Origin of the sequence: Thermonema lapsum, from assembly GCF_011761635.1 — a bacterium.
Classification (GTDB): Bacteria; Bacteroidota; Bacteroidia; order Cytophagales; family Thermonemataceae; genus Thermonema; species Thermonema lapsum.
Genome location: NZ_JAASRN010000001.1, coordinates 872,662 through 893,397 on the forward strand (window position 1 = coordinate 872,662; position 20,736 = coordinate 893,397).

General features: G+C 43.1%; 16 protein-coding genes and 1 tRNA gene. 9 read left to right on the plus strand and 8 right to left on the minus strand.

Annotated elements, in window-relative coordinates; genetic code table 11:
• Window positions 1-19: 19 nt before the first annotated feature.
• The 4 genes from FHS56_RS03830 to FHS56_RS03845 all read right to left on the minus strand — a co-directional run bounded on the left by FHS56_RS03830 (window position 20) and on the right by FHS56_RS03845 (window position 5,053).
• Window positions 20-2,443: a polysaccharide biosynthesis tyrosine autokinase gene (locus FHS56_RS03830; protein ID WP_166918541.1), complete on the minus strand. Its 2,424-nt coding sequence runs from the start codon at window positions 2,441-2,443 to the stop codon at window positions 20-22.
• Window positions 2,444-2,478: 35 nt separating this feature from the next.
• Window positions 2,479-3,273 carry a polysaccharide biosynthesis/export family protein gene (locus tag FHS56_RS03835; RefSeq protein WP_166918542.1) on the minus strand — a complete coding sequence of 265 codons (795 nt, stop codon included), beginning with the start codon at window positions 3,271-3,273 and terminating at the stop codon, window positions 2,479-2,481.
• Window positions 3,270-3,839, minus strand: coding sequence for a dTDP-4-dehydrorhamnose 3,5-epimerase (rfbC, locus tag FHS56_RS03840; RefSeq protein ID WP_166918543.1), 570 nt, complete (start codon window positions 3,837-3,839; stop codon window positions 3,270-3,272). The genes FHS56_RS03835 and rfbC overlap by 4 nt, the downstream gene beginning before the upstream one ends.
• Before the next feature lie 83 nt (window positions 3,840-3,922).
• Entirely contained in the window at window positions 3,923-5,053 is a 1,131-nt protein-coding gene (locus FHS56_RS03845; protein ID WP_166918544.1) for a glycosyltransferase family 4 protein, read from the minus strand.
• Between the two features lie 103 nt (window positions 5,054-5,156).
• Between FHS56_RS03845 and hflX the strand changes: the two genes are divergently transcribed.
• Window positions 5,157-6,317 (plus strand): GTPase HflX, encoded by a 1,161-nt coding sequence (gene hflX / locus FHS56_RS03850; RefSeq protein WP_166918545.1) that lies wholly within the window; start codon window positions 5,157-5,159, stop codon window positions 6,315-6,317.
• A gap of 56 nt (window positions 6,318-6,373) precedes the next feature.
• Window positions 6,374-6,445 (plus strand) — tRNA-Arg (locus FHS56_RS03855).
• Here the strand turns inward: FHS56_RS03855 and FHS56_RS03860 are convergent.
• A complete protein-coding gene (locus FHS56_RS03860; protein WP_166918546.1) occupies window positions 6,446-8,533 on the minus strand; it encodes a 7TM diverse intracellular signaling domain-containing protein in 2,088 nt (695 codons plus the stop codon).
• A gap of 174 nt (window positions 8,534-8,707) precedes the next feature.
• Between FHS56_RS03860 and FHS56_RS03865 the strand changes: the two genes are divergently transcribed.
• The 4 genes from FHS56_RS03865 to FHS56_RS03880 all read left to right on the plus strand — a co-directional run bounded on the left by FHS56_RS03865 (window position 8,708) and on the right by FHS56_RS03880 (window position 15,324).
• Window positions 8,708-10,204: a M20/M25/M40 family metallo-hydrolase gene (locus FHS56_RS03865; RefSeq protein WP_166918547.1), complete on the plus strand. Its 1,497-nt coding sequence runs from the start codon at window positions 8,708-8,710 to the stop codon at window positions 10,202-10,204.
• 83 nt (window positions 10,205-10,287) lie between these two features.
• Window positions 10,288-11,628 (plus strand): DNA phosphorothioation system sulfurtransferase DndC, encoded by a 1,341-nt coding sequence (gene dndC / locus FHS56_RS03870; RefSeq protein ID WP_166918548.1) that lies wholly within the window; start codon window positions 10,288-10,290, stop codon window positions 11,626-11,628.
• Window positions 11,629-11,645: 17 nt separating this feature from the next.
• On the plus strand, window positions 11,646-13,769 hold the full coding sequence (gene dndD, locus FHS56_RS03875; RefSeq protein WP_166918549.1) for a DNA sulfur modification protein DndD: 2,124 nt from the start codon (window positions 11,646-11,648) through the stop codon (window positions 13,767-13,769).
• Entirely contained in the window at window positions 13,759-15,324 is a 1,566-nt protein-coding gene (locus FHS56_RS03880; RefSeq protein ID WP_166918550.1) for a helicase HerA-like domain-containing protein, read from the plus strand. The genes dndD and FHS56_RS03880 overlap by 11 nt, the downstream gene beginning before the upstream one ends.
• A gap of 46 nt (window positions 15,325-15,370) precedes the next feature.
• Here FHS56_RS03880 and FHS56_RS03885 read toward each other — a convergent pair whose 3' ends face one another.
• The gene (locus FHS56_RS03885) at window positions 15,371-16,567 is read right to left on the minus strand and encodes a cysteine desulfurase family protein (RefSeq protein ID WP_166918551.1); all 1,197 of its coding nucleotides are present in this window, start codon (window positions 16,565-16,567) and stop codon (window positions 15,371-15,373) included.
• A gap of 88 nt (window positions 16,568-16,655) precedes the next feature.
• Here FHS56_RS03885 and FHS56_RS03890 point away from each other — a divergent pair, with 88 nt between their 5' ends.
• The 3 genes from FHS56_RS03890 (at window position 16,656) to FHS56_RS03900 (ending at window position 18,783) form a co-directional block, all read left to right on the plus strand.
• Window positions 16,656-17,948, plus strand: coding sequence for an amidohydrolase family protein (locus FHS56_RS03890; protein ID WP_166918552.1), 1,293 nt, complete (start codon window positions 16,656-16,658; stop codon window positions 17,946-17,948).
• 109 nt (window positions 17,949-18,057) lie between these two features.
• Window positions 18,058-18,453, plus strand: a complete 396-nt coding sequence (locus FHS56_RS03895) for an IS1 family transposase (RefSeq protein ID WP_166918553.1) — start codon at window positions 18,058-18,060, stop codon at window positions 18,451-18,453.
• Window positions 18,454-18,468: 15 nt separating this feature from the next.
• The gene (locus tag FHS56_RS03900) at window positions 18,469-18,783 is read left to right on the plus strand and encodes an IS1 family transposase (protein WP_166918554.1); all 315 of its coding nucleotides are present in this window, start codon (window positions 18,469-18,471) and stop codon (window positions 18,781-18,783) included.
• A gap of 38 nt (window positions 18,784-18,821) precedes the next feature.
• On the opposite strand, the gene recN is transcribed toward FHS56_RS03900, so the two are convergent.
• A complete protein-coding gene (gene recN / locus FHS56_RS03905) occupies window positions 18,822-20,489 on the minus strand; it encodes a DNA repair protein RecN (RefSeq protein WP_166918555.1) in 1,668 nt (555 codons plus the stop codon).
• Between the two features lie 22 nt (window positions 20,490-20,511).
• Entirely contained in the window at window positions 20,512-20,736 is a 225-nt protein-coding gene (locus FHS56_RS03910; RefSeq protein WP_166918556.1) for a hypothetical protein, read from the minus strand.

Below are 20,736 nucleotides of genomic sequence, written 5' to 3' on the forward strand. Positions count from 1 at the left end.
GCTCATTATTCATTTTAGCTTACCGTAGTCTTTGTTTTAGACGCTGCCAAAAAGAGTGTCGCTGGCTTTCTTCATCATAGTAACCATAGCCATAGCCGTAACCTTGCTCTTTAATATCGACGGCATTAAGCACCAGACCAGTTTTAAGAAGGTGGTGAGCCTTCAAACTTTGTTCAATTCTCTTGACAAAAGCACGCTTGGAGTAGGAAGCCCGCAAGACGAATATGCGCAAATCGGCATGCTTCATAATTAACATACCATCGGTTACCAAGCCTACCGGCGGTGTATCGAGAATAACCACATCATATGTTTCTTTCAACGCTTCTAAAAGCGAGATAAAAGCATCATTCAAAATCAGCTCGGAGGGATTGGGCGGTATAGGACCTGCGGGAATAGCGTACAGATTGGGCACTTCGGTAGAATAGGTACACTCCTTGAGGCTGTGCTGCCCACTCAATAGTGTACTGGCGCCACTGTGGTTAGGCAGGTTCAAAGACAAGTGTAGTCGCGGTTTTCGAAGGTCTAAGTCAACTAAAATTACTTTTAAACCGGACATAGCAATGATAGCCCCCAAGTTCAACGTAGTAAAGGTTTTGCCTTCGCCACTAATCGTGGAGGAAATAGCAATGGCTGTATTTCGAAAACGGTTCACTGTCTTTGAAGAAGGCGGCAACATAAAATCAAGGTTGGTACGTATTGTCCGAAATGCCTCACTCACAAAGGATTTGGGATTGTCATTCACCAAAATGCGCGATACATCCATATCCTTTTTACGGCTCTTGGGCAAGCTACCAAGCACAGGCAGGTGGGTGAGGCGCTCGAGGTCTTGTATAGACTCAATGGTATTATGCAACACATACTGCAACACAAGCCACAATAAGGAAAGCACCACGCCTGTCCCTAACGATGCCAGATAAATCATGCGCCGATTGGGCGCTATAGGTTGACCGGGTACTTTGGGCTCGGACAGCACCTCAAAGTCAGGAACAGTACCGGCAGCTGCCAACCCCAATTGAATTTTCTGATTAAGTAATTCGTTGTAGTACTTTTCAATAAGTGAGTATTTTTGCTGCAGTTTATTGAAAGACCTATTACGGGAAGGAATGCCTGCAAACTCAGACTCTGAAAGCTCAATCTGACGGTTAATTTTAAACAATTGCGACAGTAAATAGCGACGCTTTTCATAAATATATGCACGCGACTGCTCTTTCAGTGCCGTGATTTGCATGCTGCCTTTTTGGTATGCCAGCGTATTTTCATTGACCGACAGACGTAGCTGCGCTTGTTGCTGCTTCAACTCATTGATTTTTATCAAGCTTTGAGTAATAAAGTCGTCTTCGATGGCAGCAAAAAAGAAAATATAAGGACGCGAAGTGGTATCGTCGAGCATCTGCTCTACTTTACGAAGTGCCGATAGCTGCTCTTCAAGCAAGGTTTTTTCTTTGGTCAAGTCCTTAATTGCCTGAACGTATTGCCCAAGGTCGTTGCCTATGTCTTGCGACTTGTTGGATATGATAAAGTCCTCTATCTCCTTTTCAAGGATTCCTAGCTCAGCTTCCGTTTCTTGTATCTTCGTTTCAAGCCACTGTTCTTTTTGCTTGTTTGCTTTGTTCTTAATGTCTATACTTACAGCAGTGTATGCCTGTACCGCCTTTTTGATAATTTCGTAGGCTTTGTAAGGCTCATAATCTCTAAAGGAGAGTTGAATTACCTTGGCTGCCTGATTGGCAATGCGTGCTTCCAAGTTTTGCTGAAGGTAGTTGTACAGATAACTGTCTGAATGAAAAATAAAGTACAAAGGCGTGTTTATATCTTGTAAGGTCTTTTCCTCAGTATTTGCTTTCAGAAGCAAGCGCATGCCATCGACAGTCAAGGGTTTGCCCAACACCCCACTGTATTGCTGCCACACATCCTGCCGTTTTACTTTCAAGCGGTATTTTTTATCTCCTAAGTATTCGAAATAAATTTTACATTCATACCATGCGGCATCGCTGATTTCATACTCTACTACTTCGAAAGGAGAGAGCCGGTATAGTTCTTTTTCCAAGATGCGCCCCTCGGCATGATAACTCACCCTCAACGGCAAGAGCTCTACGATGCGACTATAAATAAGAGGCGAGCGAATGACCTCCAGCTCCCCAGCTATCAGGTTGTCCCACTCTTGCCGCATAACATTGCCCAATGGGGAAAATTGAGCTTCTATCTTAGGGATAAGCTTCAAAGTGGCTTCAGCCTGATAGGTAGGCTTGGTGTAGCGCAAAAAAAAGTAACCTCCCAAAAGCCCCAATAAAGGAAAAAGAAAAATGCTCCACCAGTGTCGTCGTAGAATCAACCGAAGCTTAGCCCAGTCAACAGAAGCCTCTTCTTGCTTATGTGATGGAGACTCAAACTCATACGTATGAGACTGGTAATGAGCGATAGATTTCAGTTCTTCTTCTTTCATAAGTGGCGCTGCTTCGACTTGCTATGGCATCTAAATTAAAACTGACGAATAAGCAAAAGTGTGCTGATGATAAAAGTGCTCAGACCAGTAATCATGCTCACTACAGGCGATACATCTTTGAATGCTTCGAGGAAAGGACGACGCAACGGCTCAACATAAAGAATATCATTGGGATATGCCTGCATATTGATACGCCGCATGCCTTCTATGGTTGTGAGGTCAATAACATAGACATTGGGGTTTTGCAGGTCGCCACGCACCAAGCGTATGTTGGTCGCTCTCAGTTGATTGTTTATGCCACCGGCTTCGGCAAGCACTTCAAGCAAAGTCATGCCCTCATATTTCAGCGGAAGCACTGTAGCTTCCTGTCCACGGAAGACCACCACCCGCCGACTGGTGGGGTTTATCTTCACAAAAGCCCCTTTGTAGTAGGCATTATAAGCCACAGACAACAGGCTGTCGGCTTGCACGAGCGTATAACCTGCCAGCTTTTGCCGCCCTACTAAAGGCAGTAGCACTGTGCTGTCGGCTTGAATGCGATAAACCCAAAAGCCTTGCTGCGTCTGAAACATTTGCTGGTTGACGGCTCCTTGCTGCCTCATTCCACTCAGCGCATCTATTACCTGAATTTCCTCCCCTTCGTTGCTATATACCCGCAGTTGAATTTCTTCATAAGGACGTAAAACATAGTTGTTCTCCGCCTCATAGCGTTTTTGCAACAGAGTATCGTAGATATGGTCTTGTTTTACCTGCAGTAACAGACTTTGCCTATATACCCCACAAGAGGTAAACAACAGCAACAGGCAGAGTCCTATTCCTAACGCTCTCATAAGGCATAGAATTCTTTGATTTTGGGCAGCAGTTTTTCGCAGAATTCTTCAAAGGTAGGTAGCTGCTGGTCTTTTGCCGACACAATAGGCGAAGCCGTCCCCCAATCAATCGCCAGCGCAGGGTCATTCCATACGATGCCACCCTCTGCCTCCGGATGATAGTACTCACTACATTTATAAACAAAGACGGTGTCTTCGAGCGTAACAAAACCATGAGCCATCCCTTTGGGCACAAACAAGCGTTTATGCTCACGGGCATCTAAACGAAAAGCCTCCCAGCGCCCGAAAGTGGGTGAGCCGGGGCGAACATCCACCACTACATCGATGACACTGCCCCAAACAACTCCAATCAGCTTATCTTGTTCGTAGGGTGGCAACTGCAGATGCAGCCCTCGCAAGACGCCCTTTTTTGAAAAGGATTGGTTATCCTGTACGAAAGGTACGTCAATACCCTGTTCACGCAATTTTTCCAATTGGAAAGACTCGAGGAAATATCCCCTTTCGTCTTCAAATACACGAGGGTATATCTCATAAACCCCTTCAATAGTAGTCGGTTTTACAATCATATCAATTCAAAAAGATTGGTAACTTTCTTTGTTATCATGGGTTAGTTTCAAACAAAAATAGAACTTTTACTCCAAAAAGCAATCTATTGTAAAGTGTTTAGATATTGCAGTACCCGTTCATAGGCTTCTATCACAAGGCGTGTGTCGAAGAGGGTTTCTACCCGCTGGCGCGCAGCAATACCCATCGCTTTTCGCTGCTCTACCGATAAATCCATCATGCGTTTCATACTCATTGCCAAGGAAGAGCTATCGGCAGGTTTACACAAGAAACCGTTTACGCCTTCTAACACGATGTTGTTACATCCCGGCACATCGGTAGCAATGAGGGGGCGCCCCATAGCAGCAGCTTCAAGCAGCGCTCGCGAGCTACCTTCACGATAGGAAGGCAATACCACGCAGTCAGCAGCAGCAATCAACGGGCGCACGTCTTCTACAACACCGGCATATTCTATATCACCTGCTTTCACCCAAGCATCGACTTGCTTGCGCGGAATATCGACTTTTGTAGGCTGCTCAGCTATTTTACCCAAGAGGACCCCACGCACCTCAAGCGCATATTTTTGGCGCAACAAACGCAGGGCTTCCACAAACTCTACTATCCCTTTGTCGTAAAGGGCGCGTGCAATCAAAAGGAAAGTAAAAGGGCGAGCAGTAGGCAAAGGCGTAAGCGCAAAGTAGTCAGTATCGACCCCCGAGCCGGGCACCAACCCGGAGCGTTCTGCCTGTACCAAACGCCTCTGTAAAAAGAGTTGGCGGTCCTCTTGATTTTGAAAGAAAACCCAGTCTGCTGCGGGCAGCATCAAACGATACATCCAACGGGCTATGCGCGTGGCGGGCGTATTGTGCAGAAAGACCGTACCCAAGCCCGATACGTTGCACACCGAGCGCACCCCCGCCCAGCGGGCAGCCACCGAACCATAAAGATTAGGCTTTACCGTAAAATGCAAAGCCACATCGAAGCGATGCTTGCGATAATAAGTGTACAACTGCCATAGGGTGTGCCCATCTTGCCATGGATTCACCCCTTTGGCTTGCATTTGCAAAGGTAGGCAGCGAACCCCCCACGCTTTCAACCGCTGGCTACTCTCATCCATAGGCGCAATAGCCCACACCTCTTTGTCCTGTGCAAGAAAATGCTGAATCAGAGGTGCGCGAAAATGTGCTAAATTCCAGCTGCTATTGGCAACCATCGCTATCTTGTATATGGAACGCATACATGTTCATTGAACGAAAAACAAACGAACGGCTGTTTTTAAAAAGAGCCACGCAAAAACGTTAATATTGCAATTTAAACAATTCGTTCTGTAAACACAGCTTATGATTGATAATCTCAAGGAATTAAAACAAAATGAAAGTGCCGTTTTAGTTGCACTACAAACCCCCAAACAAAGCCGCGAAAAGGTAGAGGAGTATTTAGACGAGCTGGCATTCTTAGCCCAAACCCTTTCTATTGATGTTAAAGAGCGCTTTACGCAACGGTTAGAACGCCCCGATGCCCGCACCTTCGTAGGGAAGGGCAAGTTAGAGGAAATCAAACAGTATGTTGAAGAACACCAGATAGACACCATCATATTTGACGATGAGTTAAGCCCTTCGCAAGTACGCAATTTGGAAAAGTACTTCAACAGGCGCATTTACGACCGCAACCTGCTTATTCTTTACATATTCTGGCAAAGAGCCCAGACAGCCCAAGCCAAAACCCAGGTGGAGTTGGCGCAGTATGAATATCTGCTGCCCCGCCTCACCGGTCTTTGGAGCCACCTGGAGCGCCAACGGGGCGGCACTGGCACACGTAGTGGCGCCGGCGAAAAAGAAATAGAGACCGACCGGCGCATTGTCAAGCAAAAGATAGCCTTGCTCAAAAAAAAGCTGGAGAAAATAGACAAGCAAAACCAAACCCGCCGCAAACAACGCCACAACATGGTGCGCGTGAGTTTTGTGGGATACACCAACGTGGGCAAATCTACCCTCATGAATCTACTCACCAAAAGCGACTTGCTGGCAGAGAACAAACTTTTCGCCACACTCGACTCTACCGTGCGCAAAGTAGTATGGGAGGGCATTCCCTTCTTGATTGCCGACACCGTGGGGTTCATACGCAAGCTGCCTGCTACCTTGGTCGAGAGCTTCAAGTCCACATTGGACGAAGTGCGTGAAGCCGACATACTAGTACATGTGGTGGACATCACACACCCCTCTTTCGACGAACAAATAGAAGTAGTCAACCAGACCTTGCGCGAACTTGGTGCTGCCGACAAGGACGTACTGCTGGTATTCAATAAAGTGGATGCTCTGCCCGAAGAAAAACAGGAATTGCCTCTTTTGCTTCAGCAAAGCCACTGGGTCGGCAAGGTACGGAGCATAGTGTCGGTCTCGGCGCTGCAAAAACAGGGCATCGATGAGCTGCGCAGCAAGCTGCTGTCAATCGTAAAAGAACACTTCTACCAAATCTACCCCAACTATTTAAATACGCATTAAACCACCTGCGTTCTTGACAATTTAGAGGTGATTTCAGATAATTGCACTGGGAAGTTGTCCCCGTAGTTTAATGGACAGAACAGGAGTTTCCTAAACTCTCGGTGCAGGTTCGATTCCTGCCGGGGGCACTATTTTTTGATTGGCAACAAAATACGTACCCGCAGCCCTTCATTGGGCTTGCCATCTATTTCGATGCTGCCTCCCATGGCTTCCACTTTCACGTATGCCACATACAAACCTATGCCTCTGCCAGATTGTGCATGAAAGACTTGATAAGGGTGAAATAGTTTGGCTCTGAAAGTAGCAACATCTAAACCCAAGCCGTTGTCTTCTATTTCTATGGCATAATATTCTGTTGAGCTTTGAAAAACTCGAACAACAATGTGCAATTCACGCGCAGAATTGCGGAAACGAAAAGAGTTGTCCAGAATGCTTATCAACACCTCGCGAAGGTACCCCCTGTTGGCAAATACCAAACTTGTTCGGTAGTCTTCTTTGAAAGAAAAGGGCACCCTGTAAATTGTTTGTAAATACTGAATCACCTCATGCACAAGTTCCGGCATCGAGACCAGCTGCATATTTACAATCCCTTGCGCTCGTATTGCCACAATTTCATTCAAATCGTGCAATACCTCATCCGCTTCATACGCAGATTTCACTATAGATTGAATCAGGGTATCTACTGAAACATCCGCGGCAGCCCCTCCTTGCTCTTCGCTTTTCATCTCTATAAGCTGTGCCAAGCCCATAATACGCGCCAAGGGTGCTCGCAGATTATGTGCCAAAGCAAAAGCATAATCTTCCACTTGGCGAGCATATCTGAGCAAGCGCTCATTAGAAGCTTGCAACTCGGTAGTGCGCGCGGCTACACGCTGCTCTAATTCAGCATTCAACCTTTTTATCTCATGCAACTGTTTTTCTATATGTTCACGCTGTTCTAATAGCTGCGTACTTTGTTGCAAAAGCTCTTCGTTTTGCATCTCTATTTCTTCTTTTTGCTGCTTTATACTTGCCAATTTTTCCTTCAGCTCTTTCTGAAGGTGATTGCTTATGTCTTGGTACATCCTTGCCTTTTCTTCCTCCACTGTTAAGCGCTCTCTCATGTGGGCTGTTTGCCACAAACTATAACGATGAAACAAAGCCAGCACAAAAAATAAACTTTGCAAAATAAGACTGACTACTGCCCAAGGATGCTGGGCAAAAAACCATCCGTTGCCCATCATTGCCGTTACAACGTAAAGGCTTATACACAAAGTATATACCCCCCACCCTATCATCAAGAATAGTAACACACGCTCGCCCCGCCGCCAGCTAAGCCATATGGCATAAGTGATGATGATGTTCATCGGCACGGCAAGGCTGCCTCCTATAAAAGCAAGCTGCGAGGAGAGGAACAACCAACTTGCCCACAAAAAAAACCATCCAACCCCCCAATAAGCCTTAAAGCAAATACTTACCCATCTCGGTAAGTGTTCGCGGGGCAAAAAAGCACGCACTAAACCTACAGCACCAATAACCCAAACACCTATTGCTGTATTGAGTAATAACTTAGCGCTTGTCCAAGAGAATGGTAACCACCAGAATAAAACTCCTCCACTAAGGGTAAGCGCTGCACCAGCCCCCAGCAGCAAAATGACAAAATAAAAGTATATTCGCTCCTTTAAATACCACCATGCCCAACAAGCCATCAGCAGCAACAGAGCAACAAAGCCTACAAAAAATCCATAAAACAAGAAGTAAGTCGATTCTTTCTTGCTTAGCTCCCGCATAGGCAAACAATAAAACGGCACTATCAGAGGGGTTTCGGAACGCACATTCACCAGAAAACGAGCCGTAGGTTCTTGTATCACACACTGCGGGAATAAGGATACATAGCTACGCCAAGCACTACTGTCCCAGCATGGCTGCCACCGCCGATGTAGCCTATCTTCTTTGAAAAAAAGTACTTCATCCAAAAAGGCATTCCCTATAGCTATTCCCCAAGACTCTTCACTTTCTGGTAAGCTCACAGCTATCTTCAACCATAATTCTTTATTGTGAAGTATCCCTAAATTGATACCTTTGGTTGGCAGCGGCTTCCATGGCAGGGTTGCCTGTGCTACCGCCTCGCTACTTCGAAGGCTATCTGCCGACACAACCACGTAGTGCACTTCCACCTGTGCCCGCGTCGTAATATTTTGTTTTTTCTGACAACCACACAACAACAAAAAAAGCAAGATGCATACACTTAGAGCCAACAGGTGTCTTTCTGAATTTCTCCTTTGATTTCGCACAAACAGTTTGTAATTTCGTAAACTGTGATAGGGAATTGTCCTTCTCCATAGTCTTTTGAAGAAGGCGTTTAAAATTTCATACTTTTTATGCGTAAAAGCAAAAAAACATTGTGGTTTGTGTTATTAAACCTCCTGCTATGGCAAGTGGCAATGCCTACCCTGTACGCTCAGCACATGCAAGACGAAATTGCCGCTGCGGTTAGTCAAGTAAGTATGGAGCGCTTAGAGTCGCTTCTGCGGGAATACGAACAATTGGGTATCAAAAACATAGGTAGCCAAAATCTGGAAGCTACGCGCGCATGGATAAAGCAATGCTATCTGGACATGGGCTACTCACCTGAACAAATCAGTGAGTACGCCTTTTCCTATGCCCAGAAAACCTTATACAACATTGTCCTTACCAAAAAAGGCAACCTTTTTCCCCATACTTACATTTACCTGAGCGCCCACTACGACAGCACGCCCAATGGTCCGGGGGTGAACGACAACGGCAGCGGCACAGTGGCGCTACTCGAAATTGCCCGTATCATACAATCGAAGAACCTGCCCTACTCGGTACGTTTGGTACATTTCAGCGCCGAAGAAGTAGGACTTATAGGCAGTAAGCGCTACGTAGAAGAAGTAGCTAAACCTCAAAATATTGCCATCCGGGCACTCATCAACTTGGATGAAATAGGCGGTGATAAAAACAAGCGCAACACTTTTGTGTATTGTGAACGCGACGAAAGCAACGTATCTACTGTAAACAATGCTATTTCGGCGCATTTCACCCAAAGGATGGCAAACATCACAAAGCTATATACTTCCTTAGATGCGGTGATTAGTCATGCTTATGCTTCGGACTATATGCCCTTTGAGGCAGCAGGCTACAATATCATGGGTTTTTACGAAAGCTACCAAACGGCACATTACCATAGCAGCACCGACCTGTTGCAAAACATGGATGTCCCTTATTTTCATAAAGTAGTGCAAGCAGCACTGGCTTCCTTACTGCATTTTTCCAGCGAAATACCCCCCCAGATTGAGCGCCTCAGCCCACAAGCCGGTGATAGCCTCTACCAATCGCAAATAGACAAGCTACTTATAGAGTACGACCGTCCGCTGCAGTATTTTGGCGGAAAGCTACAAATTCGCCGTAGTTCAGATAATCAAATTGTGCAAAGCATCGCACTTGAGCCAAGTCATATTCAAGGCAAGAGCATCCAGATTGCTTTAAGAGAAGCGCTTTCTCCGGGGCAAAACTATTATGTAATTATCCCCTTCGGCTGGGTGTCCGATGCCCATGGGGTACTTACTGATTCGCTGGGCAAAGGACAATGGCAGTTCTACATCAAAAACGAAACGCCGCCTCTCAACAACGATGCGCCGAAACCGCAGGAAATGCGGCTATATCCTAATCCCACAGGACAAGAGCTACACATTCAACTGCCCGATGTAAAGACACAAGCTACCCTCCGCATAGTCAATAGCGAAGGCAAACTCATATATGAGCAGCTTTTGACAAACACGACAAGCATTCGCTTAGACATCTCCCAGTGGGCACGTGGTGTGTATTTCATTAAAGTAGAAACCGAACAAAAGCAATGGACGCAACGCTTTGAAAAAGTTTTTTAAGACATTTCAAAAAATCCTAATATATATAAGTTTCTTGTTTATAGTATGTTGAAAACCTATTTTCTTACCCAAAATACAGAATCATGGAAGCATCGCAAACAAAAATTGCCTTAAAAGACAAACTCTATCATATAGAACAAGAAATAATAGACCAATACATAAACGATAAGCCTAATCGAGTGTGGATAGTAGGGTTTAGTGGTGGTAAAGACAGCACACTTTTACTTCAGCTTGTATGGCAAGCTATAAAGAAGCTTCCTGCTTCTGAGAGAAAGCGCCCCATCTACGTAGTATGTAATGACACATTGGTAGAGAACCCTCGCATCGTATCATTCATTTATAATACACTTTTAAAAATAGAGTCTGCAGCACAGCAAGAAAATATGCCTATTAAAGTTGTCCGTACAGTTCCGAAGCTTACCGACACATTTTGGGTTAAACTGATTGGCTTGGGTTATCCAGCCCCAAACAAGTTCTTTAGATGGTGTACGGACCGTTTGAAAATAAACCCTACCACTCGATTTATTAAGGATGTAATAAAGGCAACTGGTGGTGCCATAATCCTATTGGGAACACGCAGTGATGAAAGTGCCACCCGAGCTGCATCAATAAAAAAGTACGAGATTAAAAGTAGCCGTCTCCGCTCCCACTCACTTCCCAATGCATACATTTATGCTCCAATCAAAGATATTACTACCGATGAGCTCTGGCGCTATTTATTACAAGTATCGCCTCCGTGGGGTGGAACCCACAGACAACTTGCTGCCCTCTACAAAAATGCAAATGGAGGTGACTGTCCTTTGGTCATAGACACTTCTACTCCTTCATGTGGACAAAGCCGGTTTGGGTGTTGGGTATGTACGGTAGTCAAACGTGATAAGTCGATGGAAGGATTAATTGATACAGGAGAAAGATGGATGCAGCCCCTCCTCGAAATTAGAGACTTCTTAGTTGAAACGCGCGACAATCCAGAAAAATGGCGGATGAAGAAAGGGCGCGATGGAAACGAAAAAGAAGGAAAGTGGGGTCCTTACAAGTTTGAAACGCGTGTTGAAATATTAAGAAGACTTCTAAGCGCACAAAAAGAACTTTCCAAGGTTGACCCAAATATAAATCTTATATCAGAGAGAGAGTTAGCTATTATCCAACATCATTGGTACAATGACCTTTTCTTTAATGTAAAAGTTTCAGATATTTATAAGGAAATTTTACAAAAAGAGTTCTTTATGAGTAAATATGATGAAAAATTAAAAGAAGAGCTAAATCTACTACTAGAAATCTGTCAAGATGCCAAACAAGTAGAGCTAATTAAAAACCTATTAAAGCTATACAGAAGCAAAACTCTTTATCTTCGTAAGAAAAATATTCTAAATGATTTTGAAGATCTTATCAATAAAAGCATTCAGGTTCAAGAAGAAGAGTAATACTCAAGATAACTACTATGAAAATTAAAGAGATCACATTCTATAACTACAGAGTGTATAAAGGATTAAACACCATTGATCTTAGTGTAAGAGATGGTAAAAATATTATTATTGTTAGCGGTAATAATGGTTATGGGAAAACGTCTTTCTTGACAGGACTTGTGTGGTGCCTATATGGTAAGCAGATGGAGATGGTAGATGAAATGTATAAAAAAGAGGTTGACAGTCAAGGAGGATACCAAAACTTCTTTCATAAATCATTAAATAGGGATGCTAAAAAAGAAGGTATATCAAAATACTATGTTGAAGTTCTTATGGAAGACGTAGAGTTGGTAGATGGAATATACAATGTACGAATCAAACGTGAGTACGATATACAAGAAAGCACCGATACGCTCTATATTAAGTCAGAATCAGAGGACATGCCCCTTCCAGATGAAGAATATTTAGATGAAGATAAAAACAAAGACTATTTTATTAGAGAAAATATCCTTCCAATAGATATAGCCAAGTTCTTTTTATTCGATGCAGAAAAAATAGTAAACATTGCTGAACTATCTCTTACTCAACAAGGCGAGGAACTCAGCAAGGCTTATTCTCAAATCTTAGGAATTCATAAATATGAACAAATTAGCGACTATTTAGAGCAACTTCTGGGTAAAATAAAAAGGGAGTCGGCAAGCCCCGACGAAGTAGCTAAGTTTAACAATTTACGAACTCAATATGATACATTAATAGAGATAACCATCCCAGAAATAAAAACTTGCATTGAAGAACTCAAAGAAAAGAAAAGAAATTTAGACTATCAAAAACAAGAAATAGAAAACTCTCTAATAGAAAAGGCTTTGGGATATAGTGAAGATTATATAAATAACCTTAGAAAGGAGGAAGAAGAGCTAAAGCAGGAAGAGAGCAAGCTCAAACAAGAACTATTACAGCTTTATGAATGGACCCCATTAGCAAGTGCAGGTAATCTACTTTTATTAGTAAAAGAGAAGATAGACACCGAACTACAAGAAAAATGGCAAGAAGCAGCAGAAAAAGATATTGATGAAAAAATAAATACGATAATAGACAAGTTCTGGGAAGAGTATAAAAAGAACACCAGCGATGAGTTTTCTCTCCACCGACGTCTGAAAAATATTATAGAGCAAGCTATAGAACAAGCTGTACGAGAAACCATTTATGAATTACCAATAGAAAATAAACCCACTTCTGGCACATTCAAACTTAACTATACAGAAAATCAAAAGAATCAGATAGAGAAGTTAATTAACTACATTGCGACATCCTTCAAAGAAGTATTTGCAAAGACAATTGAAGAACGAAACATGGTAGAGAATAGGCTTCTCGAAATAAGAAACAAGATAAAAAAAGCTGAAGCGTCGGTTAATACAGAAGAAACCCAACAATTACGAGAAAGAAAAAAGCAAAAAGAAAATGAAATAGAAAATCTATTAAAAGAAATAGGAGCTAAAGAACAGGAACTAAAAGAACTTGAAAACAAAGCAAACAAAATAAGTTATGACATTAAAAAACTGGAAGAAAAGGTAAAAACCCGTGAGGAATTTAAGAAGAAGGAGAAATTCATCAAGGATCTTCGCTCCAAGCTTAACGACTTTATAAATAAATTCCATAAGAAGAAAAAAGAAACGCTAGAGCAACGTATTCTTGCAGGCTTGAAGTCAATTATGCATAAAACCAACTTAATTGACAGAGTGGAGATTCAGACTATCGAACGCTCCATGAGTATTAGGCTATACAATAGTCATGGAGAAGAAATACCGAAGAATTCTCTTAGCAAAGGGGAACAGCAGATGTTAGCTACTGCTATCCTTAAAGGGTTAGTCGAAGAGAGTGGCATTGAGTTCCCTGTATTTATAGACTCACCAATGCAAAAATTCGACCAACTCCATGCTACAAATATTATCGAACACTTTTATCCCACAATAAGTGAGCAAGTTGTAATATTCCCTCTCTTAAATAAAGAGCTGACAGAAAAAGAGTATCAAAAACTTATCCCCTATATTGCTAAAAGCTACCTCATTATAAATGAAGACGGAAAAAGCTCTTTTGAAGAAATAGCACCAGAAGAACTACTAAATACCTACAATAAAAAATACTTAGCTTATGACAAGTAATATTCATATAAAAACATCAGAAGAAAATCAAAAGAGAATAAGCTTCCTAACCAAAAAAATATATACCGACGCACCAGAGAATCTCATTGCACGCCTTGCATTGGTGCTTTCTCTGCGCACCGGAAAAAAAATAGACTTAGAAACAGAAAAAAAAGATAGTAAAGGGAAAGAATATAAAGAAGACACTCTATTTGGCAAATATAAAGATATTTATGTTGCTTTAGTCTGCCAGCATTATAGTATTTCCCCTGATGACCCTAAGCTACCGCAGTATGTAAAAGCGCATGTAGATCATGGAATAGAACTTATACACAATGAAATCACTACACAGTCCAGCACTATCAGAGGTACAGATTATCTTCTAAAAAAAGTAACCGATGGAGTGTTTGAGTTAGTTTCTATTGATACATTAGCTCCTACTATAACAAGTCCTCATTATAGTATTCCAGGCAAAAAACATTATTCCGCTCCTATTAAAATAGAAATAGGAAAGTTAAAAAATGGTAAAGTACTTCAATTTGAATGGAATAACACACAATTTCGCCCCAACTGCCACATAGCTATTGCAGGAACTTCTGGAAGTGGAAAAACAAGATTTGCCCGCCACCTCATCAAGGAAATAGTAAACAAAACGAACCACCAAGTAAATTTTTTATTTATAGATTTTAAAGGGCAAGGTAGGCAACAAGAGAACTATTCAGATCTGTTTATTAATGAAACGAACTGTGAATACAGAGATTTGTCTAAAAGTAAATTTCCCATTAACCCCTTATCTATTATCAATACAATTAATGAAAGCGAAAAAATATCTTCTATCCTCAGATTCATAGATATTCTTACGAAGTGTAACCCCAAAATCGGTGAAGTACAGAAGTCTCATCTTAAGACAGCTATAAAAAATGCAATCGATAATTTAAGCTCGGGTGAACCTTTAACGTTCAATCATATCTATCAACAACTTGAATCCAATAAACCTGATAGCCTTACTGAATTAATAGACCGCCTGGCAGAACTTCCTCTCTTTGATACACAAAACAATGCAGAAGTCATTAACAATAACTACTATTTAAGCATTCCCAGCAGCTTACCTGAAAATGTTCGGATAACGGCAGTCTTTCTTGTCATATATTATATATATCACATTTTCATTCAAATGGAAGATACTCCTAACGAGCAAGGTTATCAAGGCGTCAGATTTTTGCTGGTTATAGATGAAGCACACTTTGTTTTTAAAGATAAAGCTACCCATAGTCTGCTGGAAGAAATCCTGCGAACTATTCGTAGCAAAGGCGTTGGCATTATGTTAATATCCCAAACCATTACAGATTTTGTGCATAAAAGCTTCCATTTAGGTAGTGCTTGTGGTACCAATTTCCTTTTCCAACTGAAAGAACAAAAAACTCAGACCATCAGAGAATTTGCTAATTATCCTCAGAATTTGGACTCCAAAGTAAAACAAGCCATGGAGCAATTAAAGCCTGGAGAAGCGCTTACTAATTTAAAAGAAGAAGAAGGATATCAGTTAGGTACCCCTTTCCAAACTTATGCAATCTAATTAAAATTTACTCTTGTGGAAGGAGCATCTTCCACAAGAGTTTCATTTATAATGCAGCCAATTCTCGGAGCTCTTTTACAGCAAAACTTATTCTATCAACCGCAATATCTATTTCTTCTTCAGTTGTAAACTTGCTTAAAGATACCCGTATACTTCCGGCTGCATCATCTTCTGAAAGCCCCATCGCTCTTAAAACATAGGATGGTTCAATGGTGTGAGAGCTGCAAGCACTGCCGTTACTTATAACAACCCAAGGTGCACCCTCATCCTCTGGACATAAAGCAGCGATTAAAGCTTCTGAATCAATAGCATTTATAGTTATATTACTTGTATTACACACCCTTGGGGCAGTCTCTGAATTAATTTTTACGCCATCTATGGATTTTTTTATCTTATCTTCAAAGAAATTTCTCAAATACTCCATTTTCTTTATATTGCTTTCCATCTCCAAAAAAGCTATCTCTGCTGCCACCCCCATACCTACAATTGCTGGGACGTTTAAGGTACCGCTTCTTTTACCCTTCTCATGCCCCCCTCCGTGTAATAAAGGTGAAATCCTTAGTCGCATTCCATCCTGAACTTTTGAAGTGCACCATATTCCACCAACACCTTTTGGACCATGAAATTTGTGCGCATTAAAGCATGCTATATCAACACCATCTTGGCTTAAATTTACAGGAACCTTCCCTAAAGCCTGCGTGTAATCAGAAAAACAGATAGCTCCTACACGATGAGACATTTCGGCAATCTTTTGTATTGGTTGAATAACGCCTGTTTCGTTATTTACATACATAACAGCCACTAAAGCTACATCCTCCGACAAAACATCAGCGAGTACATCCAGGTCTATTAGTCCATTATCTTTTACCGGCAAGTATGTAACTCGATAACCCAAAACCTTCTCTGCATAAGCACATACATCCAGAATAGCCTTATGTTCTGTTTGACATGTTACTATGTGGCGCCTCTTAGTGTTCTCAGGAAGCACCGCCTTAATCACCTGATTAATAGCTTCAGTAGCTCCACTCGTAAAGACAATCTCTTCTGGATACGATGCTCCAACTAATGTAGCTACTTGCTTTCTTGCCTTGGAGATAGCTTGTTCTGCTAAAAAACCAAAACGATGCCTGCTACTTGAATTAGCATATATTTCATCAAAAAACGGTAACATAGCATTTACCACCTCAGTCGGTACTTTCGTTGTTGAGTTATTATCAAGGTAAATAATCCTGCGCTCACTCATATTCTTAGACTTTTGTTTTACGCATTTTTAAAATAAAGCAAAGTTTCGTATCGTTGTTCACAAGAGTATTAAAAAAACCTCAAACAATATGCATAAGCTATACACCTTGCTCATATTCGGCTTGCTCTTATGCTTGACAAGCCTTGCGCAAAACCCTGCACCTGCCCCGTCGCAAAGTCGTCCAGTGGTTATCAACAACGCCACACTCCACTTAGGCAATGGGCAAGTTATGCACCATGCCTATTTGGCTTTTGAAAAAGGCAAAATTACTGCCATCAGCCAGGAACCCATCCGCATAGAGGGGGCAGAAATCATAGACGGACGCAACAAGCATGTGTATCCCGGCTTCATCTTACCCAATACCACCTTGGGCTTAAGGGAAATCGACGCCGTGCGTGCTACCCTCGACTTTGCCGAAGCAGGGCAATACAACCCCAACGTGCGTGCTTTAGTAGCCTACAACACCGATTCGGAAATCATCCCTACCGTGCGCCTCAATGGTGTATTGATAGCCCAAAGCACTCCACGCGGCGGGGTCATTTCTGGCACCTCTTCTATCATGATGCTTGACGGCTGGACTTGGGAAGAAGCCGTGCTCAAAGCCGACGATGGTATTCACATGAACTGGGTGCCTATGTTCCAGCGCCGCGGGTGGAATGGTCCTATAGAACCCAATAAAAACAGAGACAAGCAGTTGCAATACATAGAAGACTTTTTTGCCGAAGCTGCCGCCTATGCACGCCAAAGCGAACCGACAGAAGTCAACCTAAAATTTGAAGCCATGCGCGGCTTGTTCGACGGCAGCAAAAAACTGTATGTTCATGCCGACCGCGCACGCGAGATGGTAGAAGCTGTACAGTTTGCGAAAAAAGCAGGCATTCGTCATGTGGTGCTGGTGGGTGCTGCAGAAGCTTGGTTAATTAGCGACTTTCTGAAAGAGCAGCAAGTAGCCGTGTTGCTCAACCGTGTGCATGACCTTCCTCCCTATGAAGACAGCGATACAGACCACTTTTACAAACAAGCAGCCCTTTTGTTCCGCGCCGGTGTGCTGGTGGGGCTGCAATATGCCGGTGACATGGAAGCTATGGGTAGCCGCAACTTGGGTTTTACTGCTGGTACTGCCGCTGCTTATGGCTTAGACCCCGAAGAGGCGCTACAACTGATTACACTCAACAATGCACACATTTTGGGCATAGACAAACAGGTAGGTAGCCTCGAAGTAGGCAAAGATGCCACTTTGTTTATTTCACGCGGCGACGCCCTCGACATGCGCAGCAACCAAATCGAACGGGCTTTCATTCAAGGACGAGAGCTCAAACTAGAAAGCAAACAAACACGTTTGTATCACATATATACCCAAAAATACGGGATTGAAGAATAAGCTATAAAAAAGTACCCTACTCTTGAAGGCTGCTTTGGGAAGAAGCAGCCTTTTTTTGAGAGTCTTATACAAATGATAGATTTTGTGTATTTGTTCAAAACTTTCTCATATGAACTCTTTGCCAAAGAAATGCAAATTAGCAGAGCGATGCAAAAAATGCGGTAGTCAGAGCGTAGTAAAAAATGGGTTAGTCAGACATAAGCAAAGATATAAATGCAAACATTGTGGTTATAATTTTACCATTGGAGATGCAATAGAAAAAGTGAAGCCAGAAGCAAAAGCTCTTGCTATGTTACTTTATGGCAGTGGTAAAGCAACTTATGGAATGATTGCACGACTTTTTAACGTAAGTCGTACCACCGTATTATACTGGATAAGAACCATGGGAAGAAGCTTGCCTATTCCTGAAATAGACACAGAAGTAAAAGAAGTACAGATAGATGAGATGTGGCACTTTATAGAAAAAACAAAAGTTACGGCTCTGGCGAGCCGTGGATTGTCTTAGAGGTAAAACCATCGGATGGATTATTGGCAATCTGATGCTCGAACCTTCAAGAAATTATATGAACGATTAAAAGATAAGGCTGAGAGATTTTACACAGATGATTGGGAAGTTTATAGAAAAATAATACCAGAAGATAAGTTGATACAAAGCATTAGAATAGAGCAGAGCAACTCGAATGTAAGGCATTATCTTGGGCGGATGACAACAAAAAACAAGATAGTATCAAAATCTATAGAGATGATAGATATTTCATTACGAATAAGCTGTTGTCTAAATGAATATGGATTCTATGAAATTTTTCAAAGCAAGTTTTTATCTATCTTCACTTAACACTCTCTTTACCACCAAGGGCAAAACAGCCCATGGTCTTATGGTCTGCGATTCTGAGCCAGCAGCTCGCGCGCGCTTTGCAGTGCCGAGGGTGAAGGCTGCTGCCCACTAATCATCTGTGCTATCTCATGCACCCGTTCTTCGACACTCAATAGCTTCAAGCGGCTGAAAGTACGACTGCCCGCCTCGTCTTTGTAAACGTAGTAATGCGCATCGGCAAGGGCGGCAATTTGGTGTAGGTGGGTGATGGCTATCAACTGATGATGTTTCGACATCTCTGCCATCATGCGTGCTACTTTCATGGCAGTTTCGCCAGAAATGCCCGTATCTATTTCATCTAAGATTAAAGTAGGTAAGGCTGTTTTTTGTGCTAATAGGTATTTAATAGCCAACATCAGACGCGAGAACTCCCCTCCCGATGCTACTTCCTTGAGGGGTCCGGGGGCAATGCCTTTGTTGGCACTAAACAAGAGTTGCAATTTGTCTAAGCCTTCTTCATACAGCGCTTCGCAAGGCAGCACCTGCACTTGCACGGTAGCATGCGGCATTGCCATGTCTTGCAAGAGTGCTACGAGGGCTTCTGCCAGTGCTTTTGCCTGTGCTTGACGCTGTGCCCGCAAAGCCATAGCCAAATCGTGCAATTGTTGTTTCTGTTTCCGTATTTCCTGCTCGAGCGCCTCCAGCTCTTCACGCGACACCGACGCCTGTTCTATACGGCGCTCCAGCTCCTGCTTGCGCCGAATCAGTTGAGCTTCGTCGTGTACTTTATGTTTTTTTTGCAGGGAATAGAGCAGGTCCAGACGTTCTTGAATGCGCTGTACCTCACGCGGGTTTATTTCCACCTCCTCTACGGCATTTGCGATGTCACGGCTCAGCTCGCGCACCTCAATCAAAACGCTTTCGGCACGCTCGTACAGCTCGCCAAAGTCTTCGGAATAGGAGCGCAAGCGCTTGAGTGCTTCCACTACTACGGAAAGCACGCTTTCAGCTCCATACTCTTCATTTTCCAAAGCTTGTAGCGCTTCGGCAGCCGCTTGTTGAATGGCTTCGGCATGCTCGAGTTTTTCGAGGCGCTGTTCCAGTTGCTCCTGCTCTCCCTCCTCTAAGGCGGCGTTCTGCAGCTCCTGCCACAAAAAGCGCTCATAGTCCAGTGCCTGCTCCTGCTGCTCTATTTGCTGCTTGAGCTGTTCGTAGCGCTGCAGTATGCTGCGGTAATGGGTAAATAAACGGCGGTATTCATCTAACAAAGAGTCATTGCCAGCAAAGGTATCGAGCAAAGCCAGTTGGTAGGCGTCATCGCCCAGTAAAAGATGGTCATGCTGCGAATGGATATCTATCAAACGGCGCCCCAAAATTTTCAGCACGTCCAGCGTAACGGGCGTATCGTTGATGAAAGCCCGCGACTTACCTGCTGGACTAATTTCCCGCCGTATGATGGTCAAATCCTGATAATCGAGGTCGTAGGTATCGAAGAGTGCCTCCAGATGATAAGGTGTCAAATCGAAGGTGGCTTCTACAATACACTTTTCTGTTTCATTCATCAAAGCTCTTTTGTCGGCACGCTCCCCCAGCAGTAATCCAATAGCCCCCAACATGATGGACTTGCCCGCCCCCGTTTCACCAGTAATGACATTAAGCCCGGGGTGTGGACGCATTTCCAGTTGCTCAATCAGAGCATAATTGCGTATAGACAGATGAATAAGCATGAGCAGATGTTTTTCTTGTTTTCTACGAAGCCGGAATATCGTACCATATTTCTTGTAGCTGCCCCAACTCAAAAGTAAGACGCCTGCCCTTGCCGTCTATGCCGGAAATACTTTGCTCGTCGAGCTGGTCGGCTGTAATCAACCATACTCGCCCTTGTTTATCTACAAGGTGCAGTTTATGGGTGGGCAGTTGCGCCCACTGTTTGGGCAGGTCTTTGGTAAGTATGTACGTCAAACGTTTAGGCAT